Consider the following 15,609-nt stretch of genomic DNA (forward strand, 5'->3'; position numbering starts at 1 on the left):
GGACCCATTCTAACGCCGTTCTCTTGAAGCGGGAAGAATGCACTTTTTCGTGCAGAGGTTACCAAAAGGTTACCGCCCCGGCTCTCTTTTCGGATAAAATCCCCTATCCCTGTGCCTGGCTGCCGCATTTCACCCGATCACAGCAGTCCTTCTCCTCTTCCTCCGGTGATGACTCAAGATTCAGCTCGCTTCGGATCATTCCGATCCGCATTTTGCCCCATTCGTACATCATTTCGACGATCGGCAGCAGCGTCATTCCGAGCTCCGTCATGGAATACTCCACTTTTGGCGGAATATCGGGATAGACTTCCCGGTGAACAATGCCGTCCTCCATAAGCTCGCGAAGCTGCTGGGTCAGAATTTTATGTGAAATTTTAGGAAAAAGCCGCTGCAAATCGCTGAAGCGATGCGGCCCTTCCACGCCTAAATGCCATAAAATAACCACTTTCCACTTGCCGCTAATCACCGAAAGAGTAAGCTCTTTCTCACAGTGATAGTCGCCGTTCACAATCTTGTTTCGAATTTCCTCTCTTAATTGGTCGGACATATCTTCCGCTCCTATCCGGCGCCAAACCGCCCGGGTCTTGGTTCCACTATACCATAATCCCGGCTGTCCCTTATGAAAGAGCGAACGAACGGGGATAAGCAGACGGAACGTTGAACGTTGTTAGCATATCCCATCGCGCCTGTTCTTCTGCTGAGTCAGTAACTAAATTAGCTCATGCCTTCCCGCATGAAAAAGCTGCCGCCGGATCACCCGGCGGCAGCCTATTCACGTTCCTATACAGACAGCTTCTGTCTGTTTCCTTCGTCTGCGCAGCTATGCCTTAGCCGAGCAGCGCGCGGATTCCTTCTTCCAGCGGAGTGGCCGGACGGCCCAGCAGCTTCTCCAGATCGCCGCTCGCGACCTCAAGCGTGCCTTCCCGGATGCCCTGCTGAATGCCAACCACAATGGGGAGCGCCGGTTCCGGAACGCCGACCCCTTTCATGATCTCGGCATAGGTGCTGTCATCGACCTGCTGAACCGGGATTTCCTTGCCCAGCACGCCGGCAACGATGCCAGCCAGCTCCTCCTGGGTCAGCAGCTTGCCGCCGAGCTCGTAGACGGTATTCTCATGGCCTTCACCGGCCAGAACGGCGGCGGCAGCTTCGGCGTAATCGCGGCGAAGTGCCCAGCCTACGCGGCCGGTGCCGGCTGAGGTCACCCAAGGCGCTCCGGCCTTGGCTGCCTGAATGGAGCCGGCCTCATTCTCCAGATACCAGTTGTTCCGCAGGAACGAGTAAGGAATGCCGCTCTCGCGAATGACTCCTTCCGTGAAGCGGTGCACCTCGGCCAGGAACAGGCTGCTTGTATCCGCCTTCGGCGCGCTCGTGTAGGCGATGAAGCCCACGCCCGCCGCCTTCGCTGCGTCGACGGCTGCCTTGTGCTGGCGGATGCGGGTTTCGGTGTCGCCGTCTGCAGATACGATCAGCAGCCGGTCAAGGCCGGCGAATGCCTGCGGCAGCGTCTCAGGGCTGTCGAAGTCCCCGTGGCGCACTTCGACCCCGCGTTCTTTAAGGTCTGCCGCTTTCTCCGGCTGGCGTACACTGACGACAATTTGCCCCGCCGGAACCGTCTTCAGCAAAGCCTCCACCACAAACCGGCCCAAATGGCCGGTTGCTCCCGTTAATCCGATTTTCATCATGTTCTCCTCCATTCAAATTCAAGGTTAATATGTCATCCAATCTGTAACCATTGTAGTTACAAACGATATGATTGTCAAACCCCTTTTGAAGAAGGTTGCCCTATTCGGTTTAACTTTTTGCAAAATACCGCTCTACCGTAGCCAGCTTTTTCGCCTGACTGCCCTTTGCCCCTTCCATGGAGCCGAACTCGAAAAATTTCACCTTGCGGATGCCAACGTAATGAAACAGTCCGCGCTTCATCAGCACTTTATGGGCATTGTTCAGCAGCAGCAGCGGATAATGGGCGGGACCTTTCATGGTGGAGATGCAAATTGCGCTTTTCCCCTTCAGCAGCCCCTCGGGATACACGCGGTTCGGACGATTCCGGAAGGCGAAATTCGAAGCGAACATCCGGTCGATATATCCCAGCAGCATGGCCGGCGGGCGCCCCCAGAAAATAGGGTAAATGAATACAATCCGGTCCGCGCGTGTAATCTGCTCTCTGTATTCTTCAAGCTCGGGGTCAAGATGCATATCTCTTCGTCTCCGCTCCTTGCCGTACACCAGCACAGGATTGAATTCTTCCGCATACAGATCGAGCACCTCGGTCTCACCGTTCCCCCCGCTCTGCCGGATGCCCTGCAGGACGGCTTCCAGGAAAGCACCGTTCAGGCTCTCGCGGCTGGGATGAGCATAGACAATCAGCGTATTCACTTCGACCCCTCCATTTACTTATCAAATGATAATTTTCATTTTACAAGTATATTAGGTCTTTGTTAACTAGTTGTCAAATGATATATAGAAGATTGCGGTATAAAATAATCTTTGTCATAATGATTTCACATGAGCGTTTTGTATAAATCCATAAGGCGGGTTCAATCAACACATAGATAGATCAGAATGAATGGATCTGTCTATATATTGGACCTTTATGCGTTATTATTCGTGTTATGCAAAATGTCGGTATGACGAAGAGGTGATGGATATGTCGATGGTACAGTTAGCCCGTAAGCTGCAAGTATTCGGCATTGGGTTCAGCAAGCTGACGAGTCAGCTGCTGATTGCGATCAAGCCTGAGGCGATTACACTGCTTCAGTTCGAAATTCTGCATTTCCTGTACAGTGAGAGAAGCGTGACTCTGGGACAGATCGCAGCTTGTACCGGCATGTCGCTGCCGAATACAAGCCGCGAGGTCAGGAAGCTGGTGGAGAAATCGCTGGTGGCCAAACGAGCCGCCCTTGAGGATAAAAGAGTGTATTACGTGGAGTTGACCCCGGAGGGACAAGAGCTGATGGCGCTGTCTGATTCGCGGCTTGAGCAGCTGGTCGCAGACAGATACGCGGGTTTGTCGCCGGACGAAACCGGGCAGGTGACGGCAGCGCTGGAGCTGCTGTCGGACAAGCTGTTGAAGTTGAACGATGGAGAACCCCCCGGCCAAGCCAGCCATAACGGTTAAGAATGAGGCTCTTATCAGGACGCAGCTTGAGGAGATTCAGGACGCAGCTTGAGGAGATAAGGTCAGGTGAATGTAAGGCGACGCATCGCCGATTAATCCCGTTCGTTCCCGTTATCCCCGGTTCTCCTCCCCTGGGTTCCCGGATTCCCTTTTCTCCTGAAGGCTGCGTATCTGCCTGAGATGATGCAGAATCTTCAGGTACCCGTCCGCTTTTCTCTGGACGCTCAGCATCAGCGCCTCGAACTGGCCGTTGTCCTGCGTCGACTTCTCGGCCAGCTCCCGCATTTTGTCATGGATGCCGGCAATCTCGTCAAGGTTGCGGTCCTGGGATTCCTTCACGCTGTCCAGCACCTGCTTCACTTCCTGCTGGGCAAAGGCGATCTCATCCATCCAGACCGCGGAACTGCCGACCAGTGCGTTAGTTCCTTTCATCATCTCCATACCGTCCGACGATTTCCGCTGGAGCCTTGCTATCGCGTCCGTCATAGCCCCAAGCGAGCCAATAATGTCCTTCGCGTTCTGCTCGGTGCTGTCAGACAGCTTCTTGATTTCATCGGCCACTACCGCAAAGCCCCTCCCATGTTCACCCGCACGGGCCGCCTCAATAGAAGCGTTGAGCGACAGAAGATTGGTCTGGGAAGCGATTTCGGCAATCACCGAAGCGAAGCCTTCAATCTGCCGGTATTGGACCGCCAGCCCGTCGAACAATTCCGTAAATTCAAGGAACATACCGGATACGTGGCCGAACTGCTCCGCGATGATTCCGTTCTCCCGCTTGGCCTGATCCACCTTGCGGGTCGAGGCATCGAAACTATCAAACGCCCGGTCGATCCGTTCGGTCGTCTGCTCGCTGCTCCCGGACAGGCTCTCCAGATGCCGCCGTACCTCCCCGATTTGTCCAGCGGTGTAGCCCGTACCCTCCAGCAGCTCGCTGAAGCGTCCCGTCATGACGCCTTCCTCATCCAGGAGGCTGTCGGTCTCCCGTTGCAGCTGCCTTGCCAGCACGAAGATGAACTTCATGGCGTCCGCCTTCTCTCCGGGAGATCGGACACCCTCTTGCCGGTTCTCCCCGGTGCCTCCTATCTCCGCCGTCGCTGGAATGGGGGCCTCTTTCCGCCCATCGAGGGCTTCGGTTCTTGAAGCTTTGCGCCTCCCCGATTTAAACAATATGCTGAGCATGATCTTCATCCTCCTCTACCACAAGCATCACCATTGTCTGGTTCGAATGGTGACGGTAGTACTGCTCTCCATAGCTCACAAAGCCCGCCGTATTCCGGCAGTAGTCAATGATCTCCCGGTCATACCGGTCCCACAGCTCTTCCTGCTTGAACTTCAACGATCGCAGAATGCAGTGGACGGCGAAGACAAAAGAAGGGCTGCGGGGCGCTTCCCTGAGCGTCCGCTGCACCACCTCTAGCGGGTCTTCCGGCTTCAGCAGATGCACGAACGTATTCGCCATCAGTTCACAGTAAAAGGTGATGGACCGGTCGCTATTGACCTTCATTGGCGAAGCGATAAAAATATCGCTTTCATATTCTTTGCCGAGCGGGTGGTTGATAAAGTGCTCCGCAAGCTCCTCTTCGCGCACCCCGAGCAGCCGCGCATACACTTCGCTGGCGGGACGGTTGTTGAACGTGTACACGGTCCGGTTCAGCACATCGGCTTTCGTCACCAGCATCGTGGTGCCGGTTCTTGAATAAATATTTTCCTTAATCAGCGAAGTCCGGCCTTTCGGGGAGATCAGCAGTGCGACGTTCGACATCCGGCGTCCATCCGCAAAAATATACGTCTCCTTGAACTGAAGCCCGTCGCCTGCGCTGCCGCCGATAATCTTGAAATCGGGACGAAGCGAAAAGAAGGTGCTCAGCAGAAGCTCCTCTCCTCCGTTCAGGCCGTCGCATAACAGAAGCATGAAGGCCTCGGGATTATCCGCCGCCCTGCCATACGCTTCCTCAAGCCTGTCCAGGCTCAGAATAGGCGGATCGCCGATTTCCACGACCTCCGCTTCTGCGGCCGCACATTCAAAGCCGGTAATGACGCCGTCCTCGTAGCCTTCGGACGAATACTCGCCGGCGGTCGAACACAGGATGATTCCTGGCGGCGCTGTGGCGGATAATTCCAGCACATGGGGAACCGGCGCAAACAGGACGCAGATCTTGCCACTGTCCGCGTTACGGTCCAAATAAGTCTGCGCTTCAGCGCAGTTGATAAAACGCACCGCTCTCATCCTCGAACCCCCTTTAACACATTTTTCCAAGTTTAACATGGCCTTTCCCCGGTGTCTGCGGCATTTCTTACGGTAGACAGTTTGTCAGCTCTCCCCTTTTTTGCTATCCTTAGAGGAAAATTCAGGATGGCCGGGATGCCGCCGGCACCGCTGACGCCGCGGTATCCCGGCCCAGGAAAGGTCCATGATCCCATGTCCAAACCCAGACTGAGCATTTATAACCGTTATGTGCCGGCCGTTGTGCAGGAGACCGGCTTCGAGGGTCCCGCCTACTGGTTCATCTTCCGCGCAGGCCAACTGCTTGTCGCCGAAGACTCTGGCGCGGCTGCCGTTCCCCTGGCGCTGTCGCCGGAAGAGCTGACGGTCGCTTCTATCCGCACTCTTTATCTCGGAACGTTCGGAAGTATTCCCTGCTTCGCCGCTGAAGCCTCCCCGGAAGCAACCGAACCGCCAGGACTTCTCTTCCGTCCCCTGCGCTCACTGTACGAAGCGATGGATGAGGACTTGTTCCACCTGGCGGGCAAGGCGGTTCAGCTGCTCGCTTGGGATGAAACCCATCTGTTCTGCGGACGCTGCGGTACCCAGACAGTGCCGTCGGAGGCCGAGTGGTCACGGAAATGCCCGGAATGCGGGCTCGTCAGCTATCCTCGTATCGCACCGGCCGTTATAACCGCCGTGCTGAAGGGCGATGAGATTCTGCTCGCCCACGCCGGACACTTCCAGAATAATATGTACGGATTGATCGCTGGCTTCGTCGAGCCCGGCGAGACGCTGGAAGACTGCGTCCAGCGGGAGATCATGGAGGAGGTCGGACTGAAGGTTACGAATATCCGCTACTTCGGCAGCCAGCAGTGGCCCTTTCCGCACTCCCTGATGGTCGGATTTCTGGCGGACTACGAGAGCGGCGAAATCGCGGTGGACGGCGAGGAGATCGTCCATGCCGACTGGTTCCGCCCGGACAGCCTGCCGGTTATTCCGGCCAAGGTCAGCATTGCCCGAAAAATCATTGATTGGTATATCGGGCAGTATACAAGATGCTAAGAACCTCTTCCTCGGCCGGAGCATAGGCTGAACTAGACACACGCCTATGGATGGGGGAAGAGAATAATGAACGTAATGCCCGCTCCGCCTGCGGCCGCGCTGGCGGGTGACTCCAATACGTATATCCAGTACAAACGCGACGACCGGAATTACTTGACCCAACTGTTCGGGGCCCAGCTCCCGGGCATCCGGACAGGCTTTTTCAATGTCCACATGTCCAGAGGAATGACGGTTCAGCCGCACTGGCATCCCAATGCCTCGGAGATGGTCTTTGTCATCGGCGGCGAGCTGATGACTTCGGTATTCGATCCTTTCGCCCAGCGGCTGCTTGCCTACAGACTGTGCCCGGGCCAGGTGTGCCTGTTCCCCAGAGGGTGGTTCCACTGGATCGTCGCCTTATCCGAGGAGGCGCATTTTCTCACCGTGTTCGATGTTCCCACTCCCGATATCGTCTATGGCTCGGATTTCCTGAAAGCCATCCCGCCCAAGGTTATGAGCCAGGCTTACGGCGTCGACCCCGGACTCTATACCCAGGCTGTAGCTCCGATCCGGGAATCGGAAATTCTGGGGCCGCCCTCCGGCCGTCTCGTCACGGGTACACAAGGAGGCGGCGGAGCGGCACAGTTGAAGCAGCCGGGCAGCGGAAAAAAGGGGGCCGCCTCCGGCTCGCCCCAGAACATCATGCACTTGCATGCCTGCCCATTCCCCTCCTAATCTAATCTCCCAGGCGCAAAAAGGGAAAGGCCCTGCACAGCAGGCTGCCTTTCCCTTTGATTTTGATCGTCCAAGAACGTCCCTTCAGCAACTGATCAAACAGAAAAAGGCCTGCCCCCATAAGGCACGGCCTTCTCTCACAGATCATCAACAAGATTCCTGACGGATTAACCCGCCACCGTCTGAATAAAATCCGCCATTTCCTTGCTTGTGTGGTTTAACTGTTCGATCACTTCGCTGAACTGGGTAACCAGCTCGGCCTGAGCCGTGGAGGAAGCGGCGATTGATTCGATCTCCATCTCCATCTGCTTGATGGAACTGCGCACGCTGCCGAGCGCCTGCTCAATTTCCCGCGTCGCATCCTTCGTATGAACAGACAGCTTCCGCACTTCCGACGCCACAACGCCGAAGCCCGCGCCGAGCTCTCCGACGCGCGCGGCCTCAATCGCCGCGTTCAGGCCGAGGAGATTGGTCTGCTCGGAAATTTCCCGGATCATGCCGGCGACCTTGTTGACCTGCTGCGATTCCGCTACCGCTTGGCGGGAGTTGTCCAGAATTTGCGAGGTGGTAGCCGACAGTTCCTCCGCCTGCGCCGCTACGGTCTGTACCATGTCGACCAGTTGGCCGCTGATTCCGCTGATCTGGGTGGTCAGATTCTCCATCTTCTCTTCATTATCCAGTGTATAGGCTATCGCGAACGCGCCGATAATGTCCTGATCTCCCCCGTAAATGGGCACTGCCGTTGAAATGACTACACTGCCGTAAATATCCTTGGGCAGGCGGTTGACTGTCACTTGTCCGGCCAGCGCACTCATCAGCGTAGGGTCCTCCTTCGGTACCGGGCTGCCTTTAACAAGGCCGAAGTTCAACTTCTCGCTGGGGGCGTAGTAATGAAAAATATCCTTGTCCGTAATCCCAACCATAATATCCTGTGCATGAATTTGCTTGAAATAGGGTGCTGCCAGAATCAAAGCAGTGAGGGTATCCATATGCATCTCCTTAAAATGATTGTCTGATTGTAGTCATTATCGACATTTTAAAGAGAATACTGAATAGAAGATATTTAGGAAAGTTCAGACAGCTCCTGCGCCGTACCCGCAATATGTCCGTAGGCCCGGCCAAGCTCCTCCATGGATTGCGCCTGGTACCGCGCATACTCGCGAACTTCCTGAACGGAATCGTTCATCTGGACGATCGACTGCTTCATGTCTTCCAACTGCTCCTGAATATGCTCAACCAGATCTACACTGTTTGCTCCCAGCTTGCGGATCTCCTTCGCCACCACTTCAAATCCCCGGCCATACTCTCCGGCTCTCGCCGATTCGATAGCGGCATTGAGGCCCAGCAGATGGGACTGATCGGCAATCCGTTTGACCGAGGTCAGAATCTGAAAGCTGTTCTCAATCTGCTGCAGCATGGATTTCGACTGCTCAGCCAGTTCGTCCAGCCTTGCCGCCGCTCCATGTCCGGACCGGGTTACCTCCTCCGTGGTCGCGGTCATTTCCTGCACCAGCGAGGACAGCTCCTGCGCCCCCTCCTGAAGCCGGATGTTCCGGCGGTTGGAAACCATCGAGGCGATTACCCCGGTAACCCGGCCATCCTCTATAACAGGCACTGCCGAAGAAATGTAGGGCACGCCGAAGGCTTCGGGACCGCGCTCTTCGCGCTGCACCTGCTCCGTCTCCAGCGCGGCGTAGGATACCGTTCCCTTAAAGTTCTCGATCCCCGCCCCGATCGGCACCTTCAGATCGATGGTTTTGCCTGGCAAATAAGCCACCACTCTCTCCGTATCCGCCAGGACTACGGCCGCATCCTCGGCATGTGTGCTTTGAATAATGTCAATCAAACCCCGCAGCTGTTCTATCTTATTCATCTGAAATCAACCTGCCCTGTCCGTAGAATAATGGTCCTCACAATGATGCTTAAGGATCATTATAAATCTACCGGGGCGAGTCGTATCCAGTTAATCGTAAATTTATGCGAAAATTCGCAAAACCAAGCATGCTGCACTATCGCCGGCCGTAGCGATCCTCATTATAGCGGGCGATCAGCTGCCGCACCTCCTCCGGCGAATAATCGGTATAACGGCCTCCCGTCTCCAGTTCGGTCCCATTCTCGGATGGTGTCCGGCTTGTGCGGAAGACGAACCCGCGCTTCATCGCCCGGGCGATCAGCTGCCGATAAGCTTGACGGGGATCGTCTCCCGCGTACTGGCGTTTGCCGTCCGGGCGCCGCCGCCGCCACCGCTTGGGCGGGACGCCCTCGATCCGCTCGACTTCGTCCAAATACTCGGCCTGCTCACCCGGAGCACGACGGATCGCCCGGAGTCTGCGAAACCGCTGAAGCAGACCCCGGACCCACAGACGCAAGCGCTCCGGCAGCCATTTGGACAGAAGTTTGTAGAGCAGTACGGCTACTCCTGCAGCGATCACTGCACTCAGCAGCGCCAGCAGCGTATAACCGAGGATGGTCAGCCACAGCGGAGTCCCTCCGATCTCCTCCTTGGCCATATGCCTGAGCTCGGCGGCGGCCAGAGACTCCTCCTGCTTCGGAGGCTCCGCCGGAATGCTGCTGGATTGCAGCAGCGAAATCAGCCAGCGGGCCAGCCGGAGGAGCAGCGGGCCGAAGCCCTGCCAAGCGCCGATCAGGACGATCGGGATGAGCGTAAGCCAGGTCAGGCGGCGGTTGACGGCCGCAATGCGGGAAGCGGTCTGCCCGTCGACTTCGTACGACGGCGAAGCAGACCTTACCTGGTCGGTATTCCAGCGCAGCAGCAGCACGAACAGGTTCGTCATGCACAGCACGTACAACTCGGTACGGTGCGGAGTCAGCGCAGGCGGATTCGAGCCTGCAATATAGACGTACAAGATCACGGAGAGGGCGATGCCCCACAGCGGCAGCGGTATCTGCACACCTGTCCACAGCCGCTTTCGTCCGGTGATCAGCCCCCGCACTGCGGCGGCCAGCAGCGCGGCTGCACCGGCCGCTCCGGCAGGGCGCAGGCCGAAAGCCAGAATGCCGGCGGCCATTGCGGCGGCCGTTAATGCCGGCAGAAGCAGCCGGGAGCCGCCCGCCCGCGACTGCCTGTCTCCGGCAAGCGTGCCGGCATAGTGGAAGCCGCCGGCAAGGAGCAGCAGGCCAAGCGGCGATGTGCCCAGCACATACACGGCCGCAAGCAGCGCGAACGGATAGAGCGCCGCCGTCTCCTGCAGCGATGCTCCTGCCATCCGCCCCAGCTCCGCCTTGCCTCGGCCGGAGTTTCCGGATAACCCCAGAGCTTGCATGAAGCGGTTCATGAACGCGGACCCTCCTTCCGTAAAACTTCCCGGTCGACCGTCACACGGTGGCCTATCGCTTCCAGCCGGACGATCGCCTCCGCGATCCGGTCCGAGATATGAGCCGTGACCAGCAGATAGTCCCAGGACTCATTCGTCTCCCGCTCTGCTTCCAGCGCCAGAAACTCGTGAAACGGCATGCGGGCCTTCAGCTCGACAGCCGCCATGTTCTCGAGCAGAGCTGCCAAATGCTGCATGCCGTATGCGGGTTCCACGCGGCTGTCCTCCTCGCCGGCAGCCACGCTGTAGGCATTATGGCCGAAGCCCGCAGCCATTCCCTGCCGGATGAGCGAAGCGGCGGCGGTCGCCGCGCAGGAGAGAGCCGCTTCGATCCGGTCCGGCTCTGTGACCACGCTCCACATCGATTCCGACTCCTCAATGTTGAGGCAGATCATCGCCCTCGGATCGGCGGAGTATCCGGTACGGTGCACCTGGAGCTTCCCGGTGCGGGCGCTTGCCTTCCAGTGAATCCGGTTCATCGGATCACCCGGTGCATATTCCCGGACGCCGGTAAGGAGGAACGGGTCGTCCACGACCCATCTTTGGACCGCGAGTTCGCCCTGCCACGTTCTCCATGAGGCCGGAAGCTCGCTTTCTTGCAGCAGCTGCGGGTAAACCACCAGTCGTTCGCCGAGTGTAATCGTCCGGCTGGGCATATAGATCCCGAACAGATCGCTTCCCGTCATCGTAACCGACTCCATGGAGAAGACGCCCCGTCCGCTACAGCCCACCTGGTAGGTGCGGGTGATGCGGGTTCTTGGCGGCAGCGTGAACAGGCTGGTATGATTCTGATAAATGCTCCCTCTGCTGATGGACGTTTCCTTGCTGCGGGTGAACATCAGGGAGGAAGGCAGCATGGCTTCTAGCCGGAGCCAGGGTACGGGCACCCTCTTGCGGTTGGCAATCGTCTCCACCATTTCAATGCGGTCGCCCGCATGGCAGGTCCCGGCGCTGAGCTGCCGGCTGTATGTAAGGTTGGCGAGCGCCCGTCTGCCCAGCAGCACGCCCTGAAGCCACGTGACGGCAGCGCAGGAGATCAGCAGCCAGATCAGTCCCACTCTCAGGTCACGCTCCTTCCAGTCCCTCTTCGCTCGGAACGGAAATCTGCTCCAGCAGCTCCTGGAGAATCCGCCCTGCGGTGTCGTCCGCGCTGTACCGCTTGCGGGTAACCAGCCGGTGAGCGCAGACGGGAAGCAGCAGCGTCTTGATGTCATCAGGCAGCACATAGCTTCTGCCCTGCAGAGCCGCGTAAGCCCGGCAGGCGCGCAGCAGCACCTGCGTGCCGCGCGGACTGACACCGAGCAGCACCTCGGGATGATTGCGGGTCGCCTCCGCCAGCGAGACGATATAGGCCAGCAGATCGTCCCCGATCGCGACATCCTCACACAGCCGCTGCGCCGCCAGCACATCCGCCGCGCCCGCAGTGCGGCCGATATCCGTCGCTCCGCCGGTTCCGGCCGTGCGCTTCAAAATCTCCACCCCTTCCCGGCTGGAAGGATACCCCAGCTTCATCCGGATCATGAATCGGTCCATTTGCGCGTCGGGAAGCGGGAAAGTGCCCTGATTATCGACCGGATTCTGGGTCGCCATCACCATGAAAGGCCGCTCCAGCTTAAGCGTCTTCCCATCCACGCTGATCTGGCGCTCCTCCATGCACTCCAGCAGGCTCGCCTGGGTACGCGGCGTCGCCCGGTTGATTTCGTCCGCGAGAATAACCTGAGCGAACAGGGGACCGGGGCGAAAGTGAAACTCCCCATCCTTCTGATTATAGAAGTGAATGCCGGTCAAATCCGATGGAAGCAAATCCGGCGTGAACTGAATCCGCTGAAAGCTGAGGTCGAGGGAAGCGGCGAGGCTCTTGGCCAGCAGCGTCTTTCCTGTTCCCGGCACATCCTCCAGCAGCACATGCCCCCCGGCGAGGAGCGCCGTGAGCAGCAGATCTACCTCCTCTCCTTTGCCAACAATGACCCGCCCAATATTGTCCCTTAACGACTGCGCAAGCGCGCGAACCTGTTCCACAATTCCATGCCTCCATCCCATGAGTTTTACTGTCACGTTCATTTCATGCGGCTCTAAAGCGCTATCATTTCAGCGTTATTCCATGTTACGGGAAGACCCGCTGAGCACCAAGTTATAGATATTAATTCCCCCTGCATGGTCCCATTTCCTTCCTGCCGCCGATATCCGGCCGGGAAATAGGCGGACCGGAATAGGCGGACCAGAAGCGGCGGACGGAATGCGGGCATTTGAATGCTCCAATACCGCGCGTATGAACGCAGGAAGGCGGCCGCCCACATTGAGCGCCCGCCTTCCTGTTATCCGCCGGGCTTGTCCGCCTGCGGTCCGGTTGCAGGCTCCTGCCTGCCTGCTTATGAGATAGCCGCCAGATGCTCCGCAAGCCGGTCCCAGGTCTCCCGGATGCCCTGCTCCATCCCCATCTCCATGACGGTCCGGAGCTCCTCCTCCGAGCCGAACCGCGACCGGCTGATCACCTTGGTCAGGCCGCCCTGCTCCTCGAAGAGGATTTCAATCTCCGAAGGCGGCAGCCCCTCCTGTATGCCTCCCTCGGCATCGGAGAAATAATCCGTATAGATAAAGCGCTCGGGTTCCTGAATATCGCCGTAGACCGCCTTGCCCCAGGATTCCATGCCGAAGAAATCGCCCTGCTTCTCATCGACGCACTTCATGCAGTAATGCCAGGTCCCTCCCGGGCGGAAGTCGACCTTGCAGACCGGCAGCTCCCAGCCTCTCGGTCCCCACCAATGCTTCAAATGCTCCGCTTCAGTGAACGCCTTGAACACCAGTTCCCTCTTGGCATCGAAGACGCGCTCCAGAATCAGCTCCGCGCCGTTCACTCTAACCGTCATCTCGTTCATTGTTATTCCTCCCCGGAGTCTATTCTTCCTTGCGACTGCCTTGCGACTGCCTTAAATCCTGCCGAGTCATGCGGAGCGGCCGTCTCCGCTTAGGGCAGCGCGATCACCTCGTAATGTTTGTACAAGGAGTGGAAAGGGCCGGAATATCCCTTGGTCCACGGCTTTCTTTTGCCGCAAAAATGAATGATCGACGTGTGGCGGATGACATAATCCATGTCCACTGCTCCGTTGCTGACCAGCTTGTAGTACAAATAATACCTGGCGTCGTAGTTGTAGCGGATTTCATCCAGCGGCCGGATTGACTTGGAGTACAGCGCGTTCAGAATATCCTGGTCAGGCAAAATGAGGCGCTTCCGGTTCTCCTCCACGAACGAGAAGATCTCCTGTTCCCTGATCTTTCTGCGCTGGAGGTCAAGGTTCATCAGCAGAACCCCGGAGTTGTAATACGCCTCCAGATCGTAGGCTTTCAGGCGCAGCTTGTTGATTTCCTTGACCGAGAGCCGGTCGTGGTAAGCCGCTGCGTACAGCCGGTCCGAGATGTCCAGATCATACATCTCCCGCAGATCGTTAATGACGATCAAATCGGGATCGAGATACAGAATCCGGTCCATATCAGCCGGCAGGAATTGATAAGCGAGAATGCGGTAATACATTTCCTTCGAGTAATGCTTCACGACAGGCGCGTCGCCGAACATATCCTCTCGCACCGTGATAACGGCAAGGTCCTGTCCGTCCAGCTCCGTGTACCTCTTCAAATCATCCAGCTCCGCCGCCGTCAGGCCGGAGTGCATGACGTACACGGTAAAATGCTCCCCCGGATGGGTAAGAAACAGCGACTTCAGCATAACCTTCAGCGGCTTGATGTAGTTCGAGTTCAAGGTAACCAGAACATTCATAGCGCTCCCCGATTCTGTAAGCGTCTTCCTTCTTACCTCCTATAATAGTAAGAAGCCTGCGGCAAGGCAAGGGCCGGGCAGCAGAGGGAACACCTCGTTCGGGGAACCGACACCGCCGGACAGGACATCAGGCTCCCGGCGATCCCGAGTCCTCCCAGCGGGCGACCTCTTCCCGCACACGGGGCGCGACCTCCCGCCCCAGCAGCTCGATGGCGCCCAGCACTTCGTCATGCGGCATCGAGCCGACCGGCACATGCAGCATGAAGCGCGTGACGCCGACCTTCTTGCGCAGATGGACGATCTTCTTCGCGACCGTCTCCGGGTCGCCTACATACAGCGCGCCCTCGAAGCTGCGGGCGGCGTCGAAGCTGGAACGGTCGTAATGGCTCCAGCCCCGCTCCCGCCCCAGTACGTTCATCGCCGCCTGGGTAGACGGGAAGAACTTCTCCGCCGCCTCCTCGTCGGTGCGGGCAATGAAGCCGTGCGAGTGGGAGCCGACGAATAGCTTGGACACGTCATGGCCGGCCTGCGCCGCCGCTCTTCGGTAGAGCTGCACGATCGGCGCGAACTGCTCGGGACGGCCGCCGATAATCGCCAGCACAAGCGGCAGGCCCAGCAGTCCGGAGCGGACCGCCGACTCGGCATTGCCTCCGCTGCCGATCCACACCGGCAGCGGGTTCTGTACCGGACGGGGATAGACGCCGAGGTTCTGAATCGCCGACCGGTGTCCGCCCTTCCAGGTCACCTTCTCCGATTCCCGGATTTTTAGCAGAAGCTCAAGCTTCTCGTCGAACAGCTCGTCGTAATCTTCCAGATCATAACCGAACAGCGGGAACGATTCGATGAAGGAGCCCCGGCCAGCCATAATCTCTGCCCGGCCCTCTGAAATGGCGTCCAGTGTCGCGAAATCCTGGAAGACGCGTACCGGATCAGCCGACGACAGCACCGTTACAGCGCTCGTCAGCCGGATGTGCTTCGTCTGAGAAGCCGCCGCAGCGAGCACCACCGCAGGAGAAGATGCTGCATAATCCCGGCGATGATGCTCGCCGACCCCAAATACGTCCAGGCCTACTTGGTCGGCCAGAACAATCTCCTCCACCACCTCCCTGATCCGCTGTGCATGGCTGACCGTCTCGCCGGTCACCACATCGGGCGTAGTCTCTACAAACGTGCTCAGGCCAATCTCCACCTGCTCGTCCCCCTTGCGCCATTCATTGGCTGCGTGAGTCACTGCCGATAAATGCGTAAAATTGTAATATCCTTATTTTGTGCTTTCGCGAGACATTTATCAAGGAACCCCTTGCAGACGCAGATTTTTCTTTCCCGTGGTCGGAAGCCCCTTTCCTTCTCTGTCATGATAAAGCGGTGTATGATATAATTCACAGAATGATTCACAGAA

General features: G+C 57.8%; 16 protein-coding genes. 3 read left to right on the top strand and 13 right to left on the bottom strand.

The window, feature by feature from the left end; genetic code table 11:
* Positions 1-103: 103 nt before the first annotated feature.
* From PSTEL_RS25205 to PSTEL_RS25215, 3 genes are all read right to left on the bottom strand, one after another.
* Positions 104-547: a winged helix-turn-helix transcriptional regulator gene (locus PSTEL_RS25205; protein WP_052099026.1), complete on the bottom strand. Its 444-nt coding sequence runs from the start codon at positions 545-547 to the stop codon at positions 104-106.
* A 280-nt stretch (positions 548-827) separates the two neighbouring features.
* Positions 828-1,682: an SDR family oxidoreductase gene (locus PSTEL_RS25210; RefSeq protein WP_038699641.1), complete on the bottom strand. Its 855-nt coding sequence runs from the start codon at positions 1,680-1,682 to the stop codon at positions 828-830.
* A gap of 112 nt (positions 1,683-1,794) precedes the next feature.
* Positions 1,795-2,379, bottom strand: a complete 585-nt coding sequence (locus tag PSTEL_RS25215; protein WP_038699643.1) for an NAD(P)H-dependent oxidoreductase — start codon at positions 2,377-2,379, stop codon at positions 1,795-1,797.
* A gap of 271 nt (positions 2,380-2,650) precedes the next feature.
* Here PSTEL_RS25215 and PSTEL_RS25220 point away from each other — a divergent pair, with 271 nt between their 5' ends.
* Positions 2,651-3,121, top strand: coding sequence for a MarR family winged helix-turn-helix transcriptional regulator (locus tag PSTEL_RS25220; RefSeq protein ID WP_052099031.1), 471 nt, complete (start codon positions 2,651-2,653; stop codon positions 3,119-3,121).
* A 111-nt stretch (positions 3,122-3,232) separates the two neighbouring features.
* On the opposite strand, the gene PSTEL_RS25225 is transcribed toward PSTEL_RS25220, so the two are convergent.
* The gene (locus tag PSTEL_RS25225; RefSeq protein ID WP_052099032.1) at positions 3,233-4,300 is read right to left on the bottom strand and encodes a methyl-accepting chemotaxis protein; all 1,068 of its coding nucleotides are present in this window, start codon (positions 4,298-4,300) and stop codon (positions 3,233-3,235) included.
* The gene (locus PSTEL_RS25230) at positions 4,281-5,348 is read right to left on the bottom strand and encodes an FIST signal transduction protein (RefSeq protein ID WP_038699645.1); all 1,068 of its coding nucleotides are present in this window, start codon (positions 5,346-5,348) and stop codon (positions 4,281-4,283) included. The genes PSTEL_RS25225 and PSTEL_RS25230 overlap by 20 nt, the downstream gene beginning before the upstream one ends.
* 192 nt (positions 5,349-5,540) lie before the next feature.
* Here PSTEL_RS25230 and nudC point away from each other — a divergent pair, with 192 nt between their 5' ends.
* On the top strand, positions 5,541-6,389 hold the full coding sequence (gene nudC / locus PSTEL_RS25235; protein WP_038701684.1) for an NAD(+) diphosphatase: 849 nt from the start codon (positions 5,541-5,543) through the stop codon (positions 6,387-6,389).
* Positions 6,390-6,455: 66 nt separating this feature from the next.
* The gene (locus PSTEL_RS25240) at positions 6,456-7,103 is read left to right on the top strand and encodes a cupin domain-containing protein (RefSeq protein WP_084065333.1); all 648 of its coding nucleotides are present in this window, start codon (positions 6,456-6,458) and stop codon (positions 7,101-7,103) included.
* Between the two features lie 167 nt (positions 7,104-7,270).
* On the opposite strand, the gene PSTEL_RS28780 is transcribed toward PSTEL_RS25240, so the two are convergent.
* The 8 genes from PSTEL_RS28780 to PSTEL_RS25285 all read right to left on the bottom strand — a co-directional run bounded on the left by PSTEL_RS28780 (position 7,271) and on the right by PSTEL_RS25285 (position 15,399).
* Positions 7,271-8,092 (bottom strand): methyl-accepting chemotaxis protein, encoded by an 822-nt coding sequence (locus PSTEL_RS28780; RefSeq protein WP_038699647.1) that lies wholly within the window; start codon positions 8,090-8,092, stop codon positions 7,271-7,273.
* Positions 8,093-8,166: 74 nt separating this feature from the next.
* Positions 8,167-8,976 carry a methyl-accepting chemotaxis protein gene (locus PSTEL_RS25250; RefSeq protein WP_038699649.1) on the bottom strand — a complete coding sequence of 270 codons (810 nt, stop codon included), beginning with the start codon at positions 8,974-8,976 and terminating at the stop codon, positions 8,167-8,169.
* 136 nt (positions 8,977-9,112) lie between these two features.
* Positions 9,113-10,399, bottom strand: a complete 1,287-nt coding sequence (locus tag PSTEL_RS25255) for a hypothetical protein (protein ID WP_038699651.1) — start codon at positions 10,397-10,399, stop codon at positions 9,113-9,115.
* Positions 10,396-11,496: a DUF58 domain-containing protein gene (locus tag PSTEL_RS25260; RefSeq protein WP_052099035.1), complete on the bottom strand. Its 1,101-nt coding sequence runs from the start codon at positions 11,494-11,496 to the stop codon at positions 10,396-10,398. The genes PSTEL_RS25255 and PSTEL_RS25260 overlap by 4 nt, the downstream gene beginning before the upstream one ends.
* A gap of 7 nt (positions 11,497-11,503) precedes the next feature.
* The gene (locus PSTEL_RS25265) at positions 11,504-12,478 is read right to left on the bottom strand and encodes an AAA family ATPase (RefSeq protein ID WP_038701691.1); all 975 of its coding nucleotides are present in this window, start codon (positions 12,476-12,478) and stop codon (positions 11,504-11,506) included.
* A gap of 329 nt (positions 12,479-12,807) precedes the next feature.
* Positions 12,808-13,320 carry an SRPBCC domain-containing protein gene (locus PSTEL_RS25275; RefSeq protein ID WP_038699655.1) on the bottom strand — a complete coding sequence of 171 codons (513 nt, stop codon included), beginning with the start codon at positions 13,318-13,320 and terminating at the stop codon, positions 12,808-12,810.
* 83 nt (positions 13,321-13,403) lie between these two features.
* Entirely contained in the window at positions 13,404-14,210 is an 807-nt protein-coding gene (locus tag PSTEL_RS25280; protein WP_038699657.1) for a glycosyltransferase family 8 protein, read from the bottom strand.
* A 127-nt stretch (positions 14,211-14,337) separates the two neighbouring features.
* Entirely contained in the window at positions 14,338-15,399 is a 1,062-nt protein-coding gene (locus tag PSTEL_RS25285) for an LLM class flavin-dependent oxidoreductase (protein ID WP_038699659.1), read from the bottom strand.
* Between the last annotated feature and the right edge of the window lie 210 nt (positions 15,400-15,609).

It is taken from the genome of Paenibacillus stellifer, from assembly GCF_000758685.1.
Lineage (GTDB): Bacteria > Bacillota > Bacilli > Paenibacillales > Paenibacillaceae > Paenibacillus_AQ > Paenibacillus_AQ stellifer.

Bases quoted from the DNA above. Each gene is read 5' to 3' on its own strand.
- PSTEL_RS25225 (WP_052099032.1), bottom strand. From the start codon at position 4,300: ATGCTCAGCATATTGTTTAAATCGGGGAGGCGCAAAGCTTCAAGAACC.
- nudC (WP_038701684.1), top strand. From the start codon at position 5,541: ATGTCCAAACCCAGACTGAGCATTTATAACCGTTATGTGCCGGCCGTT.
- PSTEL_RS25230 (WP_038699645.1), bottom strand. From the start codon at position 5,348: ATGAGAGCGGTGCGTTTTATCAACTGCGCTGAAGCGCAGACTTATTTG.
- PSTEL_RS25280 (WP_038699657.1), bottom strand. From the start codon at position 14,210: ATGAATGTTCTGGTTACCTTGAACTCGAACTACATCAAGCCGCTGAAG.
- PSTEL_RS25265 (WP_038701691.1), bottom strand. From the start codon at position 12,478: ATGGGATGGAGGCATGGAATTGTGGAACAGGTTCGCGCGCTTGCGCAG.
- PSTEL_RS25205 (WP_052099026.1), bottom strand. From the start codon at position 547: ATGTCCGACCAATTAAGAGAGGAAATTCGAAACAAGATTGTGAACGGC.
- PSTEL_RS25240 (WP_084065333.1), top strand. From the start codon at position 6,456: ATGAACGTAATGCCCGCTCCGCCTGCGGCCGCGCTGGCGGGTGACTCC.
- PSTEL_RS28780 (WP_038699647.1), bottom strand. From the start codon at position 8,092: ATGGATACCCTCACTGCTTTGATTCTGGCAGCACCCTATTTCAAGCAA.
- PSTEL_RS25255 (WP_038699651.1), bottom strand. From the start codon at position 10,399: ATGAACCGCTTCATGCAAGCTCTGGGGTTATCCGGAAACTCCGGCCGA.
- PSTEL_RS25220 (WP_052099031.1), top strand. From the start codon at position 2,651: ATGTCGATGGTACAGTTAGCCCGTAAGCTGCAAGTATTCGGCATTGGG.
- PSTEL_RS25250 (WP_038699649.1), bottom strand. From the start codon at position 8,976: ATGAATAAGATAGAACAGCTGCGGGGTTTGATTGACATTATTCAAAGC.
- PSTEL_RS25210 (WP_038699641.1), bottom strand. From the start codon at position 1,682: ATGAAAATCGGATTAACGGGAGCAACCGGCCATTTGGGCCGGTTTGTG.